The 21,100-nt window shown below is 41.1% G+C and carries 20 protein-coding genes; 15 read left to right on the top strand and 5 right to left on the bottom strand.

Going from position 1 to position 21,100, the window contains the following annotated elements; all coding sequences use genetic code 11:
• Positions 1 to 744, top strand: a complete 744-nt coding sequence (locus PDL71_RS13015; RefSeq protein ID WP_407521726.1) for a lysophospholipid acyltransferase family protein — start codon at positions 1 to 3, stop codon at positions 742 to 744.
• On the opposite strand, the gene PDL71_RS13010 is transcribed toward PDL71_RS13015, so the two are convergent.
• On the bottom strand, positions 745 to 2,733 hold the full coding sequence (locus PDL71_RS13010; RefSeq protein WP_407521724.1) for an ABC-F family ATP-binding cassette domain-containing protein: 1,989 nt from the start codon (positions 2,731 to 2,733) through the stop codon (positions 745 to 747).
• A 91-nt stretch (positions 2,734 to 2,824) separates the two neighbouring features.
• Here PDL71_RS13010 and PDL71_RS13005 point away from each other — a divergent pair, with 91 nt between their 5' ends.
• Complete coding sequence (locus PDL71_RS13005; protein ID WP_407521722.1) at positions 2,825 to 3,406, top strand: DUF3347 domain-containing protein; 582 nt, start codon at positions 2,825 to 2,827, stop codon at positions 3,404 to 3,406.
• A gap of 74 nt (positions 3,407 to 3,480) precedes the next feature.
• Complete coding sequence (locus tag PDL71_RS13000; protein WP_407521720.1) at positions 3,481 to 5,814, top strand: TonB-dependent receptor; 2,334 nt, start codon at positions 3,481 to 3,483, stop codon at positions 5,812 to 5,814.
• An 11-nt stretch (positions 5,815 to 5,825) separates the two neighbouring features.
• On the opposite strand, the gene PDL71_RS12995 is transcribed toward PDL71_RS13000, so the two are convergent.
• The 3 genes from PDL71_RS12995 to PDL71_RS12985 form a co-directional block, all read right to left on the bottom strand.
• On the bottom strand, positions 5,826 to 6,473 hold the full coding sequence (locus PDL71_RS12995; protein ID WP_407521718.1) for a hypothetical protein: 648 nt from the start codon (positions 6,471 to 6,473) through the stop codon (positions 5,826 to 5,828).
• Positions 6,474 to 6,547: 74 nt separating this feature from the next.
• Positions 6,548 to 7,606 carry a hypothetical protein gene (locus PDL71_RS12990; protein WP_407521716.1) on the bottom strand — a complete coding sequence of 353 codons (1,059 nt, stop codon included), beginning with the start codon at positions 7,604 to 7,606 and terminating at the stop codon, positions 6,548 to 6,550.
• 60 nt (positions 7,607 to 7,666) lie between these two features.
• Positions 7,667 to 8,125, bottom strand: a complete 459-nt coding sequence (locus PDL71_RS12985) for a hypothetical protein (RefSeq protein ID WP_407521714.1) — start codon at positions 8,123 to 8,125, stop codon at positions 7,667 to 7,669.
• A 242-nt stretch (positions 8,126 to 8,367) separates the two neighbouring features.
• Here PDL71_RS12985 and thrS point away from each other — a divergent pair, with 242 nt between their 5' ends.
• The 4 genes from thrS to PDL71_RS12965 all read left to right on the top strand — a co-directional run bounded on the left by thrS (position 8,368) and on the right by PDL71_RS12965 (position 11,731).
• Positions 8,368 to 10,302 carry a threonine--tRNA ligase gene (thrS, locus tag PDL71_RS12980; RefSeq protein ID WP_407521712.1) on the top strand — a complete coding sequence of 645 codons (1,935 nt, stop codon included), beginning with the start codon at positions 8,368 to 8,370 and terminating at the stop codon, positions 10,300 to 10,302.
• 79 nt (positions 10,303 to 10,381) lie between these two features.
• Positions 10,382 to 10,954, top strand: coding sequence for a translation initiation factor IF-3 (gene infC, locus PDL71_RS12975; RefSeq protein WP_407521709.1), 573 nt, complete (start codon positions 10,382 to 10,384; stop codon positions 10,952 to 10,954).
• A 263-nt stretch (positions 10,955 to 11,217) separates the two neighbouring features.
• Complete coding sequence (locus PDL71_RS12970; protein WP_407521707.1) at positions 11,218 to 11,463, top strand: hypothetical protein; 246 nt, start codon at positions 11,218 to 11,220, stop codon at positions 11,461 to 11,463.
• A 4-nt stretch (positions 11,464 to 11,467) separates the two neighbouring features.
• Positions 11,468 to 11,731 (top strand): Txe/YoeB family addiction module toxin, encoded by a 264-nt coding sequence (locus tag PDL71_RS12965; RefSeq protein ID WP_407521705.1) that lies wholly within the window; start codon positions 11,468 to 11,470, stop codon positions 11,729 to 11,731.
• A gap of 120 nt (positions 11,732 to 11,851) precedes the next feature.
• Here PDL71_RS12965 and PDL71_RS12960 read toward each other — a convergent pair whose 3' ends face one another.
• Positions 11,852 to 12,877, bottom strand: coding sequence for a threonine aldolase family protein (locus PDL71_RS12960; protein WP_407521703.1), 1,026 nt, complete (start codon positions 12,875 to 12,877; stop codon positions 11,852 to 11,854).
• A gap of 340 nt (positions 12,878 to 13,217) precedes the next feature.
• Here PDL71_RS12960 and PDL71_RS12955 point away from each other — a divergent pair, with 340 nt between their 5' ends.
• From PDL71_RS12955 to PDL71_RS12920, 8 genes are all read left to right on the top strand, one after another.
• Positions 13,218 to 14,078, top strand: a complete 861-nt coding sequence (locus PDL71_RS12955; protein ID WP_407521701.1) for an RNA polymerase sigma factor RpoD/SigA — start codon at positions 13,218 to 13,220, stop codon at positions 14,076 to 14,078.
• A gap of 139 nt (positions 14,079 to 14,217) precedes the next feature.
• On the top strand, positions 14,218 to 15,105 hold the full coding sequence (locus PDL71_RS12950; protein ID WP_407521698.1) for a DUF4249 domain-containing protein: 888 nt from the start codon (positions 14,218 to 14,220) through the stop codon (positions 15,103 to 15,105).
• A gap of 89 nt (positions 15,106 to 15,194) precedes the next feature.
• Complete coding sequence (gene trxB, locus PDL71_RS12945) at positions 15,195 to 16,136, top strand: thioredoxin-disulfide reductase (RefSeq protein ID WP_407521695.1); 942 nt, start codon at positions 15,195 to 15,197, stop codon at positions 16,134 to 16,136.
• Between the two features lie 28 nt (positions 16,137 to 16,164).
• A complete protein-coding gene (locus PDL71_RS12940; protein WP_407521692.1) occupies positions 16,165 to 16,626 on the top strand; it encodes a hypothetical protein in 462 nt (153 codons plus the stop codon).
• A 73-nt stretch (positions 16,627 to 16,699) separates the two neighbouring features.
• On the top strand, positions 16,700 to 17,050 hold the full coding sequence (folB, locus tag PDL71_RS12935; protein ID WP_407521691.1) for a dihydroneopterin aldolase: 351 nt from the start codon (positions 16,700 to 16,702) through the stop codon (positions 17,048 to 17,050).
• Between the two features lie 6 nt (positions 17,051 to 17,056).
• Complete coding sequence (locus PDL71_RS12930; protein WP_407521688.1) at positions 17,057 to 17,809, top strand: tetratricopeptide repeat protein; 753 nt, start codon at positions 17,057 to 17,059, stop codon at positions 17,807 to 17,809.
• Positions 17,810 to 18,050: 241 nt separating this feature from the next.
• Positions 18,051 to 20,246: a B12-binding domain-containing radical SAM protein gene (locus PDL71_RS12925; protein WP_407521686.1), complete on the top strand. Its 2,196-nt coding sequence runs from the start codon at positions 18,051 to 18,053 to the stop codon at positions 20,244 to 20,246.
• 61 nt (positions 20,247 to 20,307) lie between these two features.
• Entirely contained in the window at positions 20,308 to 21,093 is a 786-nt protein-coding gene (locus PDL71_RS12920; protein WP_407521684.1) for a S1/P1 nuclease, read from the top strand.
• Positions 21,094 to 21,100 lie beyond the last annotated feature (7 nt).

Genomic DNA, 21,100 nt, shown 5'->3' with positions numbered 1-21,100 from the left:
ATGATTCAGAATATACTGGGCAGAGTTTTTGCTTTGTGGGCCCTGCTCACTTTTATACTTACCATGCTGTTGATTATAATACCTGCATGGGCTTTTGGTTTAATGGCCGAACCCAAACGCACAACAGCGTTTATTAATCTTTCACGCTTGTGGATGGGTATTTGGTTACCACTTGCGGGAATACGATTGGTGATAAAAGGAAAAGAGCATTTTGCAAAAGGAGAAAACTATGTAGTGGTGTGCAATCATAATTCATTTATGGATGTACCGGTTACATCACCAGGCATACCCGGCGGTAATAAAACCATTGCAAAGATTGAGTTTACAAAAATTCCGTTGTTTGGAATTATTTATAGAAGAGGAAGCGTATTGGTGGATCGTAAAAGTGAAGAAAGCCGCAGCAAGAGTTATGCTTATATGAAGAAGGTACTGGAAATGGGGCTGCATATGTGTATTTATCCTGAAGGCACAAGGAACAAAACCAACCTGCCGTTAAAAGAGTTCAAGGATGGCGCTTTTCGCCTGGCTATTGAAACCAATAAGGCAATCATTCCTGCTGTTTTATTTAATACCAAAAAAGTATTACCACAGCATAAAAAGTTTTTCTTCTGGCCCGGCCGTATTGAAATGCATTTTCTGCCTCCGGTGCCTGTAAATGGTTTAAAACCTGAAAATGTTAAAGACCTCAACCGGAAAGTATTTGAGTTGATGTGGTCCTATATCGAAACACAAAAATCAAATTGATTACTCCATCACTTTCGTTTCCAGTTCCATTACCTTTTCAAAAACCTGTTCATACTCACTGTTGAGTTGATTCAATTGTTTGCTGTGATTTTGATAAGCCGTTTCTGTTTGCTGAAACTTAACTTTATCACTATACGTGGCAGGATCGGAGAGGAGTTGCTCCAGTTTATTTTTTTCGGTGGTGATGGTATTGATTTTTTCTTCCAGCTGCTGTAAGATTTTTTGCTGGCGGTTGAGTTCTTTCTTTACTTCTTTGTTGATGACTGTTTTACTGTCGTTAACGGGTGCAGGGGTTTGTTTTATTTCAGCTTTCTTTTCAACAGTAATTTCTTTCTTGGGTGTGTTGGCTAATGATTCTTTACTATCAGCTACCGGCTCTTTTTTTGCCGCCATTCGTTCTTTCCATTCTAAGTATTCTGTATAAGTTCCTTTGAATTCTTTGATTTCACCATCAATAATTTCCCAGATCTTATTGGCTGTTTTAGAAACAAAGTAACGGTCGTGACTTACCAGGATGATGCTTCCTTCATACTTATTCAATGCTTCAATGAGTAAACCCACTGAATGCATATCCAGGTGGTTAGTCGGTTCATCCAGCAATAAAAAATTGGCTTTGCTGATGATGGTTTTTGCCAGTGCAATCCTTGCTTTTTCACCACCACTCAGCACTCGGATTTTTTTATCTGCATCATCACCACTGAACAAAAAACAACCCAGCAGTGTACGTAGCTCCTGGTCTGTTTTCTGGCTGCCGCAGGTTTTCAATTCATCTATTAATGTATGATTCAGGTCCAGTGATTCCAGTTGATGCTGGGCATAAAAACTCTCATCAACATTGTGCCCCCATTTACGTTCGCCATCAAAAGATTCTGTTCCTGCAATGATGCGCAGCAAAGTGGATTTCCCTTTTCCGTTGGCACCAATCAATGCAATTTTATCGCCCCGTTCTATTTCGGCCTGTGCATTTTTTACAATTTGTATAGGACCGAAATGTTTACTCAGGTGTTTGAGTTCACACAACACTTTGCCGGGTTGCTTATCTACTGAAAAGTTGATGCGGATACTGGGACGGTCAGAAGTGGGGGCTTCAATTACATCTAATTTTTCCAAACGCTTCACGGCACTTTGTGCAGCAGCAGCTTTAGATGCTTTTGCCCGGAAACGTTCAATAAAACGTTCCTGCTGGCGAATAAAATCCTGTTGATTTTCGTAAGCCTTTTGCTGCATTTCCATCCGCAGCTCTTTTTCCTTTTCATAAAAAGAATAATTGCCGCCGTATATATGCAGGTCCTGTTGAAATACTTCTACAATCTTGGTAACCATTCTGTCTAAAAACCAGCGGTCATGGCTCACAATTACTACTGAACCCTGGTAATGCTGCAAATATTTTTCCAGCCATTCAATACTGGGCAGGTCCAAGTGGTTGGTAGGTTCATCTAAAAGCAAAAGATCGGGCTGTTGGAGGATCATTTTAGCTAAGAGCACCCGCATACGCCATCCTCCGCTGAATTCTTTGTAAGGCCGCTGCAAGTCTGAATTGCTGAAACCAAGCCCCTGCAGAATTTCTTCTGTACGGTGGTGCATGTTGTAACCACCGAGTGTTTCTATTTCATGCAGTTTATCAGAATAAAGATGCAGCAGGTTTTCATCTTCATGATTCTGTTCCAGCTGTTTGCCCAGTTCTTCTACTTCTTTTTCCAGTTGCAATACTTTTTCAAAAGCACCGAGTGCCACCTGTAAAATTGAATCGTTGGTATCAAAACTAAGCAGGTCCTGGTGCAGGTAGCCGATGCTGGTGCTGCGGCTGCGGATCACTTCTCCTTTGGATGGGGAATATTCGCCTACCAGCAACTTGAGTATAGTTGATTTGCCGGTACCGTTATAACCAATAAGCCCGATGCGTTCATTGGGGTGGATATGCCAGGTGGCTTCTTCAATGATGGCTCTTGCGCCAAACTCAAACGTAACGTTTTGTAATCCTGCTAACATAATGATAAAAGTGCGGCGAAGTTAAGCCATTCACAGAATGATAAAATGCCTGTAACCGAAATCGGCTACCTTTGACCAAAATTTTTATACTATGAAACATTTTTTTATGTTGATGCTGCTCTCTGCATGTTTTATTGCCTGCAAAAATGGTGAAGACAAACAGGCAGATGCTTCTGCTACAGAAGAAAAAAAGGAGGGAAGCGGTAATCGTTACTCTGAAACTTTTACAACATCTTTCAACAATGTGCTGAACGCCTACTATAATCTGAAAGATGCGTTTGTGAAAAGCGATACTGTTGCGGTAAATGCTGCAGGAAATCAACTTAAAAATTTACTTGATAGTTTAAAACTGGATGAAGTACAACAAAAAGATACCATTGCTTTTTCAAGCATCAGCGGCAGACCCGGTGATGCAGCAGCTGAAATTACTGCTATGCTTTCAGAAAAAGAATTAGAAAAAAAGCGTGAATCTTTTGAAATGATCAGCGGTGCGTTTTATGATCTGCTCCGGGCTGTTCGTCCAAACGGTGTTACAGCTTACTATCAATATTGCCCGATGGCTTTTAATGACAAAGGCGCTTATTGGCTGAGCAATGCAGACAGTATCCGCAATCCTTACTTCGGTAAAAAAATGCTTACCTGTGGTGAAGTGAAAGAGACGTTGAAGTATTGAGTTGGACAAGTGAATGATGAAATGAATGCTTGCCATTTGATTGTTAGCAGAAGAAGTCAAACTTTTTAAGACGAATGAAAATTTTTGTTGCAACCCTTATCCTGAGCCTCATGTACATAACAGCCGCAGCACAGGATAAATTCACCATCAGCGGTTATGTAAAAGACAGTACCAGTAACGAAACTGTTATTGGCGCTACCATTACAGTAAAAGGCCGTACCAAAGGTATCAGCTCCAATCAATACGGTTTTTATTCTGTAACACTTGAGAAAGGTGTTTATACCATCTCTGTATCTCATATCGGGTATCAATCGAAAGAACTGGAAATTGAATTGAATGCAAACAAACAGTTCAATTTTGACCTAGCGCCACGCATAGCCGTATCGCAGGAAGTAGTAGTGTACAGCAAAAAGCGTGACCTTAATGTGAAAGCGGCACAAATGGGCAAGTTTGAACTGAGCATGAATCAGATCCGTTCTGTGCCGGCGCTGGCAGGTGAAGTTGATCCCATGAAAGTGTTGCAGTTACTGCCCGGTGTGCGTAATGCAGGTGAAGGTAACAGCGGCTTGTATGTACGTGGTGGCGGACCGGATCAGAACTTGATTTTATTGGATGATGCCGTGGTGTATAATCCCGGGCATTTGTTTGGATTCTTTTCTGTGTTCAACAGTGATGCACTCAAGAATGTAAGTCTTATAAAAGGTGGAATGCCGGCAAACTACGGAGGTCGTATCAGCAGTGTGGTAGATATTGCCATGAAAGAAGGTAATAACAAAAAATACCAGGTGGAAGGTGGTATCGGAACCATTTCTTCAAGAGTTTCCATACAGGGTCCGGTTGTTAAAGAAAAAGCATCCTTTATTATTTCAGCACGCAGAACGTATATTGATGTGCTGGCAAAACCTTTTATCAAGAAAGAAAGTAATTTTTTCGGCAGCGGTTATTATTTCTATGATCTAAATGCCAAGTTCAATTATAAGTTTACGGAGAAAGACCGTTTGTATGTGAGCGGTTACTTTGGAAGAGATGTGTTTACTTTCAAAAATGCTGAACGCAGTTTCAGTGCACGCATACCGTGGGGTAACTCTACCGGAACCATCCGTTGGAATCACGTGTTCAACAGTAAGCTCTTTGCTAATACTTCTGTGGTGTGGAACGATTATCAGTTTGCTTTTGAAGGAGCACAAAGCAATTTTGAAGTAAAGTTTAATTCAGCAGTAAGAGATGTTACCGCCAAGATTGATTTTGATTATTATCCCTTTACAGGTCATCAATTAAAATTCGGAGTTGTAGCAACCCGTCATAAATTCAATCCGCAAACAACAAGTGGCCGCAGCGGCGACCAGGTGTTTACACCGGAAGCTGTGAACAACAAGTTTGCCAATGAAGCCGGTATTTATTTGTTGGATGATTGGGAGGTGAACAGCAAGCTTAAAATCAATTATGGTTTACGGTACACGTTTTTTCAGCAGGTGGGTCCTTATACACGTATTAACGGAGACACTGTTGTTTATGGCAAAGGAGATCCTGTGAAAACCTATGGCGGACTGGAACCGAGAGTGACCATGCGTTATTCCATTGATGAAGAGACTTCATTGAAAGCCGCCATCACCCGTAATCTTCAGTTTATTCATCTGGTGAGCAATGCCGGTACTACATTACCTACCGATATCTGGGTGCCCAGTACTTACAGGGTTCAACCGCAGATAGGATGGCAATATGCAGCGGGGATCTTTAAAAATTTTAAAGACAACCTTTGGGAAACATCCGTTGAAGTGTATTACAAAACCATGGCTAACCAGATTGAGTATGCAGAAGGATACACACCTGGCATTGGCGATCCCGAAAAAAGTTTTGTATTTGGAAAAGGCTGGAGTTATGGCGCTGAGTTTTATGTGAACAAAGCAAGAGGCAATTTCACGGGGTGGATCGGTTATACACTTTCATGGACCTGGAGAAAATTCCCGCAGTTGAATGAAGGCGAAAAATATCCCGGTCGTTTTGATCGCCGTCATGATTTAAGTATTGTGGCAAACTATCAGAAAACAAAAAAATGGAAATACTCAGCTGTGTTTGTATATGGCACAGGTAATGCCTTTACATTACCGGAGCGTTTCTTTTTGGTGAATGGCGTACTAACGCAGCAGTTCAGTCGTATTAATCAATACCGTTTGGACCCGTATCACCGCCTTGACTTTGCGGCCATCTATACACCGCAACCAAAGAAAGTACGTAAGTTTAAAACAGAGTGGGTGTTTAGTGTGTACAATGTGTACAGTCGTCAGAATCCTTACTTTATTTATTACGATCAAAGCGGCAATCCTTTGCAGGGAACACTGGAAGTAGAAGCCAGACAGGTTTCTTTATTTCCGGTAATACCGAGTGTAACGTTGAATTTTAAGTTTTAAAAGTATAATTGTTACGGAACGTTTCGTCGTAGCTTTTTGAGATAGTATTCGTAGTTACAAGCTTTAAAGTAGAAAGACATATTAGTCCTGAGCTTTGTTTTTTCTTTACCAACTTGGTAATAATAGTCGTTGCTTTTAAAGTTTACAAATCCATATAATACCTCATCTTTTGTACTGTCAGGAAATGCTGAAATTTTAAGCTCTGCAAATTGGCAGGGTACTTTTATACAAACAGATAACGTATCTGTTTCATTTACTTTATATCTCGGAGTTTCATGTGCACATTGATTAACATATATATCGGCAGTAGAATTTTTATAAATATGTACAATAAATCCACTTGAACTAAGTACACCAGTATTACCGGTTAGAGTTAATGTATCATTTTGCCACCAATATCTTCCCCAAAAAGTTTCATCAATTGAATCCTTGAATTCTTGGTCTAATTGGTCATTTTGAAAGAATTGAGCATTTAACCTTGAAGAAAAAACGCAATTCGAATAACTTGAGTCTCTATTCCATATTTTTTGAAGTGCAATGTGTTTAATGGAACTATCAACTACAAGAATGGATGTATTTTTTTCTGATTTTTCAGAAATACATGCTGCATTGCAGATTGCTAAATAAAATAAAACTCTCGTGCTTAAAGGTGATTTCATGAATGAGATTTGTGAGTAGTTCAGGGTAAATTTAGACAGTCACAAAAAAAATTCAAAATAATATTCCTTTATAATCACTTCACCCGAAACACCACGCTTGCATTCTTCTTATCATCGGCACTTAAAAATACTTTATAGTAATTGTCGCCGCATTGCACCCGCATGAGGGCTGTGTTTGGTGGAACTTTACCCTGGTTTTCTGCATACATCGTTAGTGTATTGTCTCTTCCTTTAATGGCTTTCAGCTTAAGGGTAATCGGTTTATCGGTCAATGATTTTTGAGCAGCCACAACTTCGCCGTTAAATAGAACTGTAATGATATCACCATCAATTTCAGCATTATCATAAAGGTTCACGGTAATTTCTTCTTCATCAATGGTGATGGTTTCAAATACTTTGTTATCCCTGCGCTCTAAACCATTGGGCAATTTGGGTGCAGGTATATTAGGTTTGGTTTCCGGCTTGGAAGGAGCTTTGATTTCAGTTTCTGCTTTTTGAATCGTAGGGCCTGTTTTCACCAGCGTATCTTTTTTAGGCGCCGGTTTTGTTGCCTGTGGTTTGGTGGTAGTAGTTTTATTATTCGTTACAGGAGGTTTGATTACTGGTTTTGGAGCAGGTGTGGTATTGGGTTTATTACCTGTATTGTTTCTAACGGTTGGGTTGGGTGGAGGAGGTGTTGTAACTGTATTCTTCACTAATTGTTTACGGCTTAACACGGTGCTGCCGCTTCCGCAGCCACCATCAGCTTTGGCACTTTTCCATATGCCGGATAATTCTTCCGTTTCACCTTTTTTGAAATAGGTAAGAATATGTGTTTGTAAACAATCCCTGAAATCAGGAGGCGTATTCCGTTTAATCACTTTTACTTCAGTGGATGTGAGTGTTTTACTGGCGGGATCAATGGTGCCGGTAATTTCACAAATGGTATAATAACGTTTACCCATGATGGTGAAATAAGTTACCGAAGTGCCTGTAAAACTTTTCCCCTTTGCTTCAATTTCTAAAACATATTCTGTGCGGATTCCTTCTTCACCTTTGGCATCAAAGCTGCCACTCCATTGGCCACTGTATTTCTGTGCCAGCAGGGGCAGGGAAATCAAACTGCAGAACACAAGAAGTATTTGTTTCATCATAGCTTTCATCATCAACCTGCAAATTAAAGAAAGCGCAAAGATAGAAGCGAAGATGGTTTGTTAATATTGGTGAGCGGCAGAATTCTTACTCTCCCTTTGGAGTTTGGTGGTGCCGTTGCCGCAATTCATTTTATTGCCAAAAGATATCCAATTTCCTTCAAGGTATTCAATCCTGTTTTTTGAAGTAAACCACAAAGTATGTTTCTGAAAGCACTCTTTAAATTCTATAGGAGTATTTTTAGTTATTGATTCATATTCCTTAAGAATTATTTTTTGTTTAGCACTATTAACTGTTACATGAGCTTTACAAATTATGAAGTAATTATAAGTTCCGTCTTGTAAATCCGTTCGGGTTACAGCATAAGTTTTTCCATTTTCATGTAGAAATTTTATTGAATACTTTGTTTCAATGTGGCTGCCCTTTGATTTAAAGTACCCTGTCCATTCTCCTTCCAGTTTCTGAGCAAAAACTGATGAGGAAAAGTAAAAAGAAAGCAAAGCGATAAAAAGTATTTTCATATAGTGCAAAGCAACGAAAATATAAACGATGATAAAATTTCAAATTTTTCAGAATCATGATGAAAGACTTAAGACTGTACGAGAGTGTGAATCATTCACCGGATGAGTCGAAGATCACAGAAGCTTAACCAGGCAATAAAAGCCGGCTAACCATAAAATATTTGAATTAACGCCTGAAAATAGCTGTGGGAGCAGCGATCCAATTTATTACCTTTGCTCCTCTTAAAAACAGGAATTTCAGAATGATCAAGATTAGTTTTCCGGATGGCGCTGTGAGAGAATATGCAGCCGGCAGTTCGGCGCTCGATATAGCAAAAAGCATCAGCGAAGGTTTGGCCAGAAAAGTATTGGCGGCCAGTGTGAATGGTGAAGTGTGGGATTTGAGTCGACCTATCAATGCGGATGCTTCTTTAAAACTTCTTACATGGGATAATAAAGAGGCACAGTTAACCTTCTGGCATTCTTCAGCACACTTAATGGCCGAAGCAGTGGAAAGTATGTTCCCCGGTGTTAAGTTTTGGGTGGGGCCGCCGTTAGAAAGCCCCAAAGGTTTTTATTATGATATGGACCTGGGTGATCGGAAAATGACAGAAGAAGACCTGGCAGCTCTTGAAAAAAAGATGAACGAACTGGCGAAGCAAAACAATGCTTTCGTTCGAAAGGAAATGAGCAAGGCGGATGCCATTCAGTATTTCACTGAAAAAGGCGATGAGTATAAACTCGACCTGTTAAGTAATCTCAACGATGGTGAAATCACTTTTTACTCGCAGGGCAATTTTACAGATCTGTGCCGTGGGCCACATATCCCGGCAACCGGTGCTATCAAAGCCATCAAATTAACCTCTATTGCCGGCGCTTACTGGAAAGGCAATGAAAAAAATAAACAGCTCACCCGTGTGTACGGGGTTACTTTCCCTTCGCAAAAAGAAATGGATGAGCACCTGGCCATGCTGGAAGAAGCCAAGCGCAGGGATCACCGTAAGCTGGGTAAAGAGCTGGGCATTTTCACCATGGACGATGATGTTGGGCCCGGTCTTCCTTTATGGCTGCCCAACGGAACGATTGTGATTGAAGAGCTGGAAAAATTAGCCAAAGAAACAGAGCTGGCGGCCGGGTACAAGCGGGTGGTAACACCGCATATTGCCAAGGAAAGCATGTACCTCACCAGCGGACACCTGCCGTATTATGCAGATAGTATGTTTCCTCCTATGGAAATGGATGGAGAAAAATATTATCTGAAAGCGATGAACTGTCCGCATCATCATAAGATTTTTGATGCAGAACCGAAGAGTTACAAAGACCTTCCGTTCCGTATTGCTGAATATGGCACCTGTTACCGCTATGAACAGAGCGGTGAATTATTCGGGCTCATGCGGGTGCGTTGCCTGCACATGAATGATGCTCATATTTACTGCAACCGTGAACAGTTTGCTGATGAGTTTCGGGCCGTTAATGATATGTACCTGAAGTATTTCAAAATTTTTGGCATTGATAAATATGTAATGCGTCTGAGTTTACATGATCCTTCCAAACTCGGTCAGAAATATGTGAACGAACCCGTTTTGTGGAATGAAACAGAAGCGATGGTTCGGCAGGTGTTAATTGAATCCGATATTCCGTTTATTGAAGTACAGGACGAAGCTGCGTTTTACGGTCCTAAGATTGATGTGCAGATCTGGAGCACCATCGGCCGTGAGTTTACACTGGCCACCAACCAGGTTGATTTTAACAGCGGTAACAAATTCAAGCTGGCGTATACCAATCAAAACAACCAGCCGGAAGTACCGTTGATCATCCACCGTGCACCGTTGGGTACACATGAACGTTTCATCGGCTTTTTGCTGGAACATTATGCCGGCAAGTTTCCGTTGTGGCTGGCACCGGTGCAGGTAAAAATTCTGCCCATCAGTGATAAGTTTATGGATTATGCAAAAACTCTGCTGAATGATTTGAAAAAAGCAGATATTCGTGCAGAGATTGACGACCGTAATGAAAAGATCGGTAAGAAAATCCGTGATACAGAGCTGATGAAAGTACCTTACATGCTCGTGGTAGGTGAGAAAGAAATGAACGAAAACAAAGTGGCCGTTCGCAAGCAGGGTAAGGGTGATGCAGGAACTATGGATGCTGCAGCTTTCATAGCAGAGGCAGCCGCCGAAATCAAAGAGCGTAGATAAAACTTCAGTTCCCCGCTGAAGTTGTTTATAAAAATTAAATTGACAGGGCCTCCGAATGGGGAAGGAGGCGCAACAGAATATGGCATTTCCTCCCAGACCTCCCAGGGGACGATTTATTCCCCGTAAGGAACCAGAACATCGCATCAACAACATGATTCGTGTGCCCGAAGTACGATTGGTGGGCGATAATGTAGAAGTTGGTGTTTATCCCACACAAAAAGCATTGCAGATTGCACAGGAATTGGGCTTAGACCTTGTGGAAATTTCTCCGCAGGCGGTACCACCTGTGTGCAAAGCCATTGACTATAACAAGTTCCTTTACGAAAAGAAGAAGAAAGAAAAGGAAATGAAGGCCAACAGTAAGGCGGCTGAGTTAAAAGAAATCCGCTTTACGCCTAATACGGATGATCATGATTTTGATTTTAAATCAAAACATGCTGAAAACTTTTTAAAAGAAGGTAATAAGGTGAAGGCTTATGTACAGTTTAAAGGCCGTGCCATCCAGTTTAAGGAAAGAGGGGAGTTGGTATTGCTGAAATTTGCAGAGCGTTTGAAAGAAATTGGACAGGTGGAAGGCCTGCCTAAATTAGAAGGCAAACGGATGCTGATGATTATTGCACCCAAGAGTGCCAAGAAAAAGAAAGAAGCTTAAGCATAGAAATCCCGCCGAGTGGCGGGATTTTTTTTTACTGATTTTTTCTGATGAGTGGAATAATAAAGGTTAGACTTTTAATTGATACTTGATTTCTTTCCAAGGGTGTCTGACGTTTTCAACATCCTGACACCAGTTACCCTCTAAAACTTCAGTGAGTGGTATCAGTACGCAGTGGAGTCGCCGCCTGCCGGCAAAGGCAGATCAGATGCAAAATCATTTTGATTCTTTTTTTCGGCAAAGAGAGTTAATTTTATCCTCAAATGGATGCTACCATAAAAATATCATCATCAGATTTTAATGAAGAATTGCTGAAAAAAATCAAAGCACTTCTTAATGGGAAATCTGCAGATATTACCATATCAATCAAGACTCAGGAAAATAGTTTTGCACTGAACGAATCGAAAGAAGAATACATCACACGCATCAGTAAATCAGTTCAGGATATCGAGGAAGGTAAAGGAATAACATTTACCATGCAGGAATTAGAAGCTTTCCTAAATAAATAACTTTATGTGGAAAGTTCAGTTTTCACCTGATGCAATCAATCAACTTCAACTATTTAAATCTGGCAACCAAAAACTGGCGTTTAAAGTATTTGAATTATTAAGTGATATTCAGTCTAATCCTTTTCAAGGTATTGGAAAACCCGAACCACTAAAAGGAAATCTAAGCGGGTTTTGGTCGAGACGAATTAGCGATGAGCATCGCTTAGTTTATAAGGTTATGGAAGACTTAGTAATTGTTTATTCCTGTTATGGGCATTATCAAGAATAAAGCGTTTCTATAATTTTCAATGTATTGATACCAGGTACCATCTTCAACTCTGAAAAGTGGTATCAGGACGACGTGGAGGCGCCTTCCTGCCGGGAAAGGCAGATCAGATACCTGAAAATGTCAAGTAGTTTTTAACATCTCAACTGTTCTCTCCACCATTTCCGCACTCACATCCAAATGCACTACAAAACGTATCGTTTGCTTGCCTGTTGCAAAACAAAGAATTCCTTTAGCTTTTAACTTTTCAACCATCTCAGCAGCCGTAATGGTTGGCTTGAGTTGAAAGATGATGATATTGGTTTCAACAGGAACAACCATTTCCACCAAAGGATGGGAGAGCAGTGCTGCTTCAATCTGCTTGGCATGTGTATGATCCTGTGCCAACCGCTCAACATGATGATCGAGGGCATAAATCCCAGCCGCCGCTAACATCCCTGCCTGCCGCATACCGCCGCCAAAGACCTTTCTGATACGTCTTGCTTTTTTAATGTCTTCTTTTGTTCCTATCAGCACACTTCCTACAGGACAGCCTAAACCCTTACTCAGGCAAATAGAAATCGAATCAAACAATCTTCCGTAATCTTTGGCACTTTGATTTTTATAAACAAGTGCATTGAACAGTCGGGCCCCATCCAGGTGCAGTTTCAATTTATTTTCTGTACACACTTTTTTGATTGCTTCAATTTCAGCCAATTCATAACAACTGCCACCGCCACGGTTGCTGGTGTTTTCCAAAACAACCAAGCTGCTGTGTGGCTTATGTACATCGTCCGGGTTAATGGCTTCCAGCACCTGATCAGCAGTAATACGTCCACGATCACCGGTAAGTAACCTAACGGAAGCACCGGCATTAAAAGCTATACCACCGCCTTCATACTGATACACATGACTTAAAAAATCACAGATCACTTCATCCCCCGGCTGTGTATGCATCTTAATGCCTATCTGGTTGGTCATGGTGCCACTGGGACAAAACAAAGCCGATTCCATTCCAAACATAGCGGCAGTTTTAGCCTCCAGTTCATTAATGGTGGGGTCTTCGCCAAACACATCATCGCCCAGCGCTGCCTTTTGCGTCGCATCCTGCATGGCAGGTGTGGGTTTGGTAACCGTATCGCTTCTAAAATCAATTACCTGTTGCGTCATATATAAATCAGTTTATGCGTTCAAACTGCGGAAACACAAAAAACCTGCATGTCTTGAATGATGCTATTACCGCACATCAAATAATTCACAATTTGTGTAAAAATCTTAAATGATGCATCAACCTTTTGCAACTCATATTGTTAGCAATATGTTATGTGTTCACTGCAAACGTTATAAATCTGCTTGAATCAGTTTTCTTAAACAGGAAAGCTATGAAAAGCGGGAAACGGGTTGTACCTTTGCCAACAGACTTACAGGATGTATTAACCCGGTTTTACAACTTTCGGTGAAATTTCCCTGTCTTAGCTACGTTACAAACTAAAAATCAGGAGATTCTATCATGAGGCAACTAAAAATTGCAACACAAATTACCAACCGTGATTCACAAGCGGTGGAGAAGTATTTACAGGAAATTTCCAAAATCCCTATGATTACTCCGGAGGAAGAAACCACCCTGGCCCAGCGTATTAAAATGGGCGACCAAAGGGCTTTGGACAAATTGGTACAGTCCAACCTCCGTTTCGTGGTTTCTGTGGCCAAACAATACCAGCACCAGGGTTTATCACTGAGCGACCTCATTAACGAAGGAAATCTCGGCTTGATTAAAGCTGCCCAACGTTTTGATGAAACAAAGGGCTTTAAATTTATTTCCTACGCAGTATGGTGGATTCGTCAAAGCATTTTACAAGCCTTGGCTGAGCAAGGACGTTTGGTACGTTTGCCACAAAACAAAATTGGTACCTACAACAAAGCCAATAAAGCTTACATGGCTTTTGAACAGGAGCATGAGCGTGAGCCTTCAACTGAAGAACTCGCTGATATCCTGGAGATGAGCGAAACTGAAATCAACAACATTTTCCAAAGCAACACCCGTCATACCTCACTGGATGCACCCGTGCACGAAGCTGAAGATGTGGCTATGGGCGATTTGCTGGAAGGAAGTGACGATACTGATGAGGATGTGATGAAAGACTCACTCCGCAATGAAATTCGCAGGGTGTTAAAATCACTCAGCCCCCGTGAAGCTGAAATTGTGAATGCTTATTTTGGACTGGATGGCGAAAATGGAGTTACCATTGAGCAGATTGGTCAGAAATATGATCTCACAAAAGAGCGGATCCGTCAAATCAAAGAGCGTGCTATTAAACGCTTGCAAAAAGCCCGTTTCAGCAATGCACTGAAAAGTTACCTGGGCAATTAAGTTTGGAATGTTAATGGGTATTAAGTATTCAATCCGCCCCTTTCTGGGGCGGATTTTTGTTTTATGAATGCAGTCATGATGTTAATTCTCCATCAACAACGAATAATCCTTTGCCATGCTTCCATAACTTTGCACTTCCATGAAAGGACACATCATTTCTCTTTGTTGTTTACTCCTCATTGCCTGCGAAAAGAAAGTGGAGTTTGATTTAAAAGAATCTCCCACCTTGCTCACTGTAGATGCCAGTATTGAAAGCAATGAGCCGCCGGTGGTGATACTCACCAAAAGTTTAAATTATTTCTCTAAGGTTTCAGCCGATGTGATTGCCAGCAGCCTGGTGAAAGATGCAGAAGTGTTTGTAAGCGATGGAACAAAAACCCATAAGCTGCGCCGTTACGATATTACCATTCCCGGTGCTAATGTGCCCTTCAGTTTTTATTCAAGCGACCCTGCTTCACCCGCCACCATCATTACCGGTGAATTCGGGAAAAGCTATTCGCTCCGAATTGTATGGCAAGGCAAGGAATACAGTTCCACCACAACGATTCCCTTGCTCACTAAAAAAATTGATTCGCTCTGGTATGCCAAACCGCCTAATACACCGGATACCAGCAAAAAAATGGTGGTAAAAGCAAGAGTAACGGATCCGCCCGGTTTTGGGAACTACATCCGCTATTTTACCAAAGTAAACAGTGCGCCTTTCCTGCCCGGTCTGAATTCCGTTTTTGATGATGCGCTGGTGAACAATACCACTTATACCGTGGATGTAGACCAGGGTGTGGACCGCAATACAGATATTGATATTGATAACTACGGATTCTTTGCCAAAGGCGATACGGTAACCATTAAGTTTAGCAATATTGATAAAGCCACTTTTGATTTCTGGCGAACGGTTGAATTCAGTTACCAAAGCATCGGCAACCCGTTTTCATCTCCCACTAAAATTCTGGGTAACATCAGCAACGGGGCATTGGGTTATTTTGGCGGTTATGCCAACCAGTTTAAGACAGTTGTCATTCCAAAGTAGTATTTTATCCACAACCAGCCGCTCTGTAACTAAAAAGACAAAAACCAATTTGTCACTCCCTTATTTTTGACGATTACAAGAAGAATATTATGGAAGCAGCAGAAAAAGTACATTGTTTGATTATCGGCAGCGGCCCTGCAGGTTATACCGCCGCCATTTATGCCTCAAGAGCCAATTTAAAACCGGTATTGTACCAGGGTATTCAACCGGGCGGACAATTAACCATTACCACCGAAGTAGAAAATTATCCCGGTTATGCTGATGGTGTGCAAGGCCCGGAGATGATGGTGGATTTTGAAAAACAGGCCAAGCGTATGGGGGCAGATATCCGCTATGGATTGGCTACTAAAGTTGATTTTACGGGTCCCGTTCATAAAGTTTGGATTGATGATGAAAAGTTAATTGAAGCAGATAGTGTGATTATTTGTACCGGTGCCAGCGCTAAATGGCTTGGACTGGAAAGTGAACAACGCTTAAACGGTTATGGTGTAAGTGCCTGTGCTGTGTGCGATGGATTTTTCTTCCGTGGTAAAGAAGTAGCCATTGTAGGTGCGGGTGATACAGCGGCAGAAGAAGCCTTATACCTTAGCAAACTTTGTACTACCGTTCACATGCTCATTCGTAAAGATGCCATGCGTGCCAGCAAAGTGATGCAGGAACGTGTGATGAATGCGCCTAACATTAAAATTTACTGGAATACGGAAACGCTTGGAATCCTGGGCGATAATAAAGTAGATGGTATGAAGGTGAAGAATAATAAAACAGGAGAGGAGAGTGTGATACCTGTACAAGGCTTCTTTGTAGCTATTGGTCATGAACCCAACTCTGCTATTTTCAAACCATGGATTGATATGGATGAAGCAGGTTATATCAAAACCATTCCGGGTACGTCCAAAACAAATATTGAAGGTGTATTTGCAGGAGGTGATGTACAGGATAAAATTTACAGACAGGCAGTAACTGCGGCGGGTAGTGGTTGTATGGCGGCATTGGATGCGGAGAGATATTTATCACATAAAGGGGTTGTGTAATTTCTCTGATTATATTATTTTTAAGACTATGAAAAATACATTATTAGCACTTAAGGTCTTTATTCTTATACTCTTTTTGATTTCGTCATGTACAAAACAAAATGAAGATTCGGATAATTCTGATCCTGTAAATCCAAATCCACAGCCAACCTCAATTATTTCAGGACGATGGAAAGTTGTAAATGATTCGTTAGCAAATATTGGAGATTATTATAATGGAGGTTTTCCTATGCCGGGAAATTATATTGGTAACTCATCAGATTTCATGGATTTTAAGTCAAATGGAGAGGTAAATTTTAAAATCTATTGGTACACGGGGACATGTAAATATAATTTATTGTCTGACTCCAGTATTTCAATTCTACAATTCCAACCAACGATGCACAAGGCTAAAATTATTAATGTAACCAGCACAAGTTTAACTCTGTATGGTACTGATACAAGTTCAAACGGGGGGGTCTTGATCAAAATTATCAACCTAAAAAGATAATTTGTGAATTTAAATTATGGGGAAAGTAGTATTAAAAGTCCTGCATCTCCGCAGGACTTTTTAATTTCACCGCATGATTGCAGTTCATCTGGAAGATTTAAAATTTCATGCTTATCATGGTTTGTATGCAGGGGAAGAAAAAACAGGCGGACCATTTGAAGTAAACCTCACTGTTTGGTACCAGCCATCAGCACCCGTTACTTCCTTAGAGCAAACCATTAATTATGTAACACTGTTTGAGCTGGTAAAGCAGCGAATGCAGCAACGCAGCAGTCTGCTGGAAACAGTGGCAGAAGATATTTGCAGTAACATTCACACCCGTTTCAACGTTATACAGAAAGTGGAGTTGAGTATTTACAAATGCTCACCGCCCATTGAAGGATTTGAAGGCAAGACAGGTATTACGATGATCAAAACCTATTAACCCTTTATGCTGAAACGCTTTGTTCTGTTTTTATGCATCACCGTTTCCATTCAAAGCATTGCCCAGCCGGTTGAAGAACTGGTAAAGCAGGCTGATGCATTGGAAAAAGAAATGAAAGAGCCGGAAGCTTATGCAAAGTTTAAAGAGATTGTAAGACAACATCCGCAGCACCTCTACGCACTCAACAAATGCAGTGAACTGGCCAGCCGTATCGGCCGTATGCAAAACACCAAAGAAAAACAAGCTGATTTTTACAGAGCTGCAAAAATCTACGCAGAGCGTGCATTGAAAGTAAATCCTAAGGACAGTGATGCCAATATGGTAATGAGCCTGGCATATGGTCGTATGGCTTTGCTCCTGAGCGGCAAAGAAAAAGTAGCGTATGTACGTGATATTAAAATTTATGCAGAACGTGCAGTAGCTTATAATCCCAAAAATTTCAAAGCCCTGCATGTATTGGGTAAATGGCATTATGAAGTAACGAGTTTGAATGCTGTAGAAAAAGCGGGACTTAAAGTTTTTTTCGGCGGTTTACCCAAAGCAAGCTATGATTCCAGTTTATATTTTTATCAAAGAGCAGGTGCGTTAAGTCCGGGTTTTGTGTTGAACTATTTAGAAATGGCGAAAGTTTATTACAAACAAAAAAATAAAACCCGGGCCATTGAATTGTTGAGGCAGGCTATGAAACTGCCGGATGCTACATCAGAAGATGCATTGGTAAAAAAAGAAGCAGGCGAGTTACTGAAAGAGTGGAACTGAAATGAAGTACGAGGTAGGAAATACGAAGTAAGAAGTATGATGTAAGAAGTATGACGTACACCTCTGTATGATTTCAACTCTTACTCATTGAGAATGTTTATCCCTCCAAGGGAGGGGTAGAGGAGTTTTAAACAATCAGAATGATTAACAGGGGTGGGTATCACAGCTATACAAATTGAAATCCATCACAAAAAAGCTTACTCATTTTAATTTCAATATTTTTGCCCATCAATCACTTCCTTTGAGCAAAACTGTTTTTTTATTTACGCCGCCGTTTACACAGCTGAATACCCCATATCCTGCAACGGCGTATCTCAAAGGATTTTTGAACACCAAAAACATTTCTTCTCTCCAGGCAGATTTAGGTATTGAGGTAACGCTGCAACTGTTTTCAAAAAAAGGGTTAACACATTTGTTCTCCTTAATGAAAGAAGGTGAGGAGCTTTCACTAAATGCCCAACGTATCCTTGCCTTAAAAGATGATTATATCCGTTGCATTGACGACGTTATTCTTTTTCTCCAGGGAAAAAACCCAACCATTGCCCATCTCATTGCATCCCGCAATTTGTTACCGGAAGCAAACCGTTTCCAGGAGTTAACAGATTTTCAATGGGCTTTCGGCTCCATGGGTCTGCAGGATAAAGCCAAGCATATTGCCACATTGTTCCTCGAAGATCTTTCTGATTTCATCAAAGAAACCATTGATGAGCATTTTGGATTCAGTCGCTATGCAGAGCGGTTGGGCCGCAGTGCCAACAGCTTTGATGAATTGTATGCAGAACTGCAACAACCATTAAGTTATGTAGATCAATTACTCATTCAATGTTTGCAAGAGCATATTGAAACCGTTCAGCCAAAACTTGTTTGCATTTCTGTGCCTTTCCCCGGCAATTTGTTTGCTGCCTTTCGGAGTGCACAATGGTTGAAGCAGCAGCATCCTGAAATCAACGTATGCATGGGAGGCGGTTTCCCCAATACAGAATTACGTTCGCTCAAAGATGTACGTGTGTTTGAGTTTTTTGATTTCATTACGTTGGATGATGGAGAAGCACCCATAGAACAACTCATCAAATTCATTCATCATGAAATTCCTGTAAAGGAATTAAAACGCACCTTCCTGTTACAGGATGATACTGTTGTCTATATCAACAATGCTTCCTGCAAAGATTATAAACAGGCGGATGTAGGCACACCGGATTACAATGATCTGTTGCTGGATCAATACATATCAGCCATTGAAGTGGTGAACCCCATGCACAGTTTGTGGAGCGATGGCCGATGGAACAAACTCACCATGGCCCACGGATGCTATTGGGGCAAGTGCACTTTTTGTGATATTTCATTGGATTATATCAAACTCTATGAACCTGTTGCTGCAAAACTTTTGGTGGATAGAATGGAAACTATCATGGCTCAAACCGGCAACAACGGTTTTCATTTTGTAGATGAAGCGGCGCCACCTGCACTCATGCGTGAAGTGGCGTTGGAAATTCTACGGAGAAAATTAGTGGTGAGCTGGTGGACGAATATCCGCTTTGAAAAAAGTTTCACCCGTGATTTATGTTTGTTGTTGAAAGCCAGCGGCTGTATTGCCGTAAGCGGCGGACTGGAAGTGGCCAGTGACCGTTTGCTGGAGCTTATTCAAAAAGGCGTCACTGTTGCACAGGTAGCCAAAGTAAATAAACATTTTAAAGAGGCCGGTATAATGGTGCATGCTTATTTGATGTATGGTTTTCCTACACAAACAGCACAGGAAACGATGGATTCACTGGAGATGGTACGGCAACTGTTTCAAACCGGCGTGTTGCAATCTGCATTCTGGCACCAGTTTGCAATGACCGCCCATAGCCCGGTGGGTATGAATCCTGAACAGTACAAAGTAAAACGGGCAAAAGAAGTAGCCATCATCTTTGCTGATAATGATGTGGAGCATATAGATGAAACAGGAACTGATCATGAAAGTTTCAGTTTTGGGTTGAAGAAATCACTGTTCAACTATATGCAGGGAATCGGCCTGGAAGAACCATTGCATAAATGGTTTGATATGAAAGTGCCAAGAACCACCGTAGCACCTGGAACCATTCTCAATATTGTTGCTGAAGAAGAATTACTGCTGAGTAAACCCGGTACCAAAATTCTTTTCATCGGTAAATTGATAAGCACAGAAGTGATCACCAAGTCCAAAAAAGGAAACAGTTGGGAATTATTGCAACTCAACTTCGTTACCAATAAAGAAACGATTTCCATACAGGTAGATAAGGAAAAAGGAGCGTGGCTGGCACAACTCTTACCGCAACTTTCAGTACATACATTCCCGCCTAAAACATTACAGCAGGTAAAAGAATCCTACGATGCCCATGGCTGGGATGATTTTGAATTGTTTTTTGATAACAAACCGGTGGGGCAGTTATGGAAAGCAGGATTGCTTCGGTTGTAACGGTTTATTGAAGAATGTTACATAGCGCCACTCCCTTATTTTTGCACTCTAATTTTTTGTTATGCGTAAAGTATCACTGGTTGTATTGATTTGTTTTGTTGCAGTTACCAGCACATTTGGATGGGGCGCCAACGGTCATCGTATTGTAGGTGCTATTGCAGATTCTTACCTCAGTAAAAAAGCAAGAAAAAATATTGCTGCTATTTTAGGGAACGAGTCAATTGCCATGGGCAGTAACTGGGCCGATTTTATAAAGAGTGATTCTACGATGAAATATTTAGATCCCTGGCATTATGTCAATATCAAACCGGGATTGGACTATGCAGCTTTTGAAACACAGATAAAACAGGACACAGGAGTAAACGCCTATACCAAAATCAATTTCCTGGTGGCTGAACTGAAGAACAAAAATCTTTCTGCCGAGCGGAAACAGTTTTGTCTGCGTATGCTCATTCATATGGTGGGTGATATTCACCAGCCGATGCATGTGGGCCGTGCTGAAGATTTAGGCGGTAACCGTATTCGTGTGCAATGGTTTAATGATCCCACCAACCTGCACGCTTTGTGGGATGATCGTTTGATTGAACAGCAAAAGCTCAGCTATACCGAGTTTGCAACAGCCATCAACCATACCACAACAATACAAAGAGCTACATGGCAACAACAACCCAGGGAACAATGGTTTTTTGAATCCTATCAATTAGCGGATCGTATTTATAAAAGCATTACCCAGCCGGAGCAAAAACTGGGCTATCGTTATAACTATGATTTTATAGAGGTGGTGAACCAGCAATTGTTGAAAGGTGGTGTACGTTTGGCAGGCTTGCTGAATGAAATTTTTGGGTGATATTTTT

Origin of the sequence: Lacibacter sp. MH-610 (genome assembly GCF_045780045.1) — a bacterium.
GTDB lineage: Bacteria > Bacteroidota > Bacteroidia > Chitinophagales > Chitinophagaceae > Lacibacter.
This window is presented reverse-complemented; position numbering and strand designations above follow the sequence as displayed.